This is a genomic window from Stenotrophomonas sp. 3diitr2024 (genome assembly GCF_042136455.1).
Taxonomy (GTDB): domain Bacteria; phylum Pseudomonadota; class Gammaproteobacteria; order Xanthomonadales; family Xanthomonadaceae; genus Stenotrophomonas; species Stenotrophomonas sepilia.
Genome location: NZ_JBHHMJ010000183.1, coordinates 1 through 3,115, shown reverse-complemented (window position 1 = coordinate 3,115; position 3,115 = coordinate 1). Strand labels below are relative to the sequence as shown.

Annotated in this window: 3 protein-coding genes and 1 pseudogene; 1 reads left to right on the top strand and 3 read right to left on the bottom strand. The window is 68.0% G+C overall.

Annotation, left to right across the window (positions count from 1 at the left end; translation table 11 throughout):
* From ABGA94_RS04340 to ABGA94_RS04330, 3 genes and pseudogenes are all read right to left on the bottom strand, one after another.
* Positions 1–223, bottom strand: a pseudogene (locus ABGA94_RS04340) (DUF885 domain-containing protein); the annotation flags it as partial.
* 94 nt (positions 224–317) lie between these two features.
* Positions 318–1,106 carry a queuosine precursor transporter gene (locus ABGA94_RS04335; protein ID WP_061479667.1) on the bottom strand — a complete coding sequence of 263 codons (789 nt, stop codon included), beginning with the start codon at positions 1,104–1,106 and terminating at the stop codon, positions 318–320.
* The gene (locus tag ABGA94_RS04330; protein ID WP_005418129.1) at positions 1,103–1,786 is read right to left on the bottom strand and encodes a DUF502 domain-containing protein; all 684 of its coding nucleotides are present in this window, start codon (positions 1,784–1,786) and stop codon (positions 1,103–1,105) included. Before ABGA94_RS04330 ends, ABGA94_RS04335 begins: the two co-directional genes overlap by 4 nt.
* A gap of 76 nt (positions 1,787–1,862) precedes the next feature.
* Here ABGA94_RS04330 and ABGA94_RS04325 point away from each other — a divergent pair, with 76 nt between their 5' ends.
* Positions 1,863–3,041 carry a hypothetical protein gene (locus ABGA94_RS04325; RefSeq protein WP_375366492.1) on the top strand — a complete coding sequence of 393 codons (1,179 nt, stop codon included), beginning with the start codon at positions 1,863–1,865 and terminating at the stop codon, positions 3,039–3,041.
* Positions 3,042–3,115: the final 74 nt, after the last annotated feature.

Here is a 3,115-nt window from a genome sequence, read left to right as displayed (position 1 = left end):
CGGCCCGGGCCGGGGCGACCGGCCGCGGCGCGGCGCGGCGCGCCGAGCTGCCACGCGCCGGCGCGGTGGCGCGGGCGGGCCTGGCCTTGGGCTTGGCAGCCTGGCGGGTCTGCGCGGCGGCAGGGCGGCTGGCCTTTTTCTTCGCTGCTTCGGCCGACGGTACGGCACTGAACAGGAACAACGCGGCAATGGCGGCGGCCAGGGCGCGGGTGCGATGAGGCATCAGGAGCTTCCGTGGAACACAGACCGTGGAGCTTGCACGATCCGGCCGCGTACGGCCAGCGTGAAGGCGCAGTCAGCTTGCCGTCGCTGGGGCTTCAGTCAGCCGCGGCCGCGGCGCGCAGCGCGGCGGCCCTGTCTGCGCCCAGGTAGCGGGTGATCGCACGCCGCATCAGGTACAGCAGTGGAATCAAGGCAACCGCAAAGCCCATCTTGTAGATGTAGTTGACGCTGCTGACGGCCAGGAACAGTGAGGTCGGCCAGTGCTGCGGGCCGAGCACGAAGGCGATCCAGATCACCACGAAGCTGTCCACCACCTGGGAGATCGCGGTGGATCCGGTCGCACGCAGCCACACGTGGCGCTCGCCGGTGGCCTGGCGGATGCGATGGAACACGGCCACGTCGATCAGCTGGCCGAGCAGGAAGGCCACCAGCGAACCGGCGATGGTCCACATGCCCTGGCCGAACACCGCGGCGAATGCCGCCTGGTAGTCCGGCACGCCGTGGCCGTCCATCGAGGTGACCCACCAGCTGGCCGGCGCCAGCGAGATCGCTGCGAAGGCGAACAGGAAGCCATAGGCGATCAGCACCACGGCCAACCACGAGATGAAGCGCACGCCGCGCTTGCCGAAAAACTCGTTGATCGTGTCGGTCATGATGAACACCACCGGCCACAGCAGGGTACCGGCGGTGAAGCTGAGCGAACCGGTCTGGCCAAACAGGTTCCAGTTCAGCGGATCGATGCCGAGGGTGTCTTCCAGCGCGAAGATCTTCACCCCGATCAGTTCGGCCAGCACGGCGTTGCCGCAGAAGAACGCGGCCAGCACGATGAACAGCAGGACCGCGCGGTCCTGCAGCGGGCGCTCGATCGGCGCTGCGGTTGTCATTCGCTGCGTTCGCCTGCGCGCGTGAACGGAACGCTGGACGGTGCGACGGCACCGCCGGAAATGATGAAGCTCATGGCCTGGTCGACGGTCCAGTCGGTCGGGGTCAGCAGCTCCACCGGCACGATCTCCAGGTAACCCGAGGTCGGGTTCGGTGTGGTTGGCACGTACACCGCGGCCAGTTCACGGTCGGTGCCGTGCTCCTTGATCACGCGGGTGACCAGCCCGACCGACTTCATGTCGCGGTGCGGGAAGTCGATCAGCACCACGCGCTGGGTGCTGCCCGGTTCGGTCTGCAACATGTCCAGCAGCTTCTTGGCGCTGTCGTAGATGATGCTGGCCAACGGAATGCGCTTGATCACCGCGCCGACCCAGCGCAGCAGGCGCTGGCCGAGCACACGGCGGCTGGCCACGCCCACCGCCAGGATCACCAGCAGGGTGGCCAGCAGGGCGATGGTGTTCTGGATCCACTCGGCACGGACCCAACCGAGGTAATGCGGGAAGCTTGTCGCGATCTGCTCGGAAAGCGGCACCACCAATGGGCTGGAAATGCCCGAAAGCAGCACGAACACGAACTTGACCACGACCCAGGTCAGCCAGATCGGCAGCAGGGTCAGCAGGCCGGTCAGGAACAGGCGCTGCAGGGAGGGGCGGGGGACCAGGGCGGGGGCTTCGAGCGACATGCGCGCATTGTAGCGGCCACGGCCGGTCGATTACGCTGGGGGATCGACTGCGGCAACGATGCATGGAAGGGAAGCTGTGTTGAAGATTCTGCGCGGACTGGGCTGGGCCCTGGCAGGACTGCTGGTGCTGGCCATCGTGGTGTGGTGCGCCTCGCGCATGTGGCCGGTGCCGGAATCACGGCTGCAGGCCCAGCAGCGGTTGCAGGCCCGCCTGCCCGCTGATGGCCGCAACGGCTTTGCGCTGCTGTGGACACTCGCGTTCGACGATCTCGACCCGGACCAGCGCGATCAGGCGTTGGCCCGGGATGTACAGCGCTGGGAGGCGGATCCGCGCGGCAATGGCGGCGCCCGTCCGCAGCTGGCAGAAGACCACGTCGAGCTGCATTCACGGCCTTCGGCCAGCTGCGGACCGACCGCCAGTGACTGCCTCGGCCAGGTGCGTGCGGACCCGCAGCGCTTCGTCGATGCCCACGCTGGCCACCAGCAGCTGCATGCGCGCCTGGACCAGCTGGCCGATGCGGATCACTTCGTGTCGCCGTTCCGGCCAAAAGGGGAAGGCATCCTGGTGCCGATGCCGGCCTATGGTTTGGTGATCGACGCCACCAGCGCACGCGCGCTGGCGTATGTGCAGGGTGATATCGACGGTGCGCTGCGTGGCAGTTGCCGGGGGCTGCAGCTGGGCCGCCGGCTGGTGACGGGCGGCAACTACCTGGTGGAGAGCATCATCGGTGCCAGCCTGGTGCAGGCCAATGCCCAGCTGCTGGCCGACATGCTGGTCGAACTGCCGGCCGACCAACCGCTGCCAGCGGAATGCGAGCAGGCGATGAAGCCGATGCGGGCCGCCGAACAGAGCCTGTGCCGTGCGATGCAGGGCGAGTATGCGATGAGCAGGGCTGCGATCGAAACCTCGGCGCAGGAGTTCGGTGGCGTGCTGGTACTCGATCGCAGCAGCACCCTGGCGCGAGTGGCGGGCAACCTGGGCTGGGCCTGTGGCGCGGCGGCGATGACCGCGCTGGAGGCGGATCGTCCGCTGCCGGTACCGGCACCGCCGCAGCATGACTTCGGCTGCCTGTCGAACGTCATGGGGTGCGTGCTGGCCGATATCGCGGGCCCGGCCTATCCCGCCTATTCGTCACGGCCCCAGGATGCCGCCGCGATGGTGCGGCTGATCGGTGCGCAACGCTGGCTGCGACAGCAGGCCGAGGACCCTGTGGATGCGCTGAAGCGCTTGCCTGCCCAGTTTGTTACCCAATGAAGCGTCGGTGGTCGCACAGATGCTGCAGCAGATCGACTCTGCGCTGCCGCGCCCCGGTGCAAGCGACACGCTGC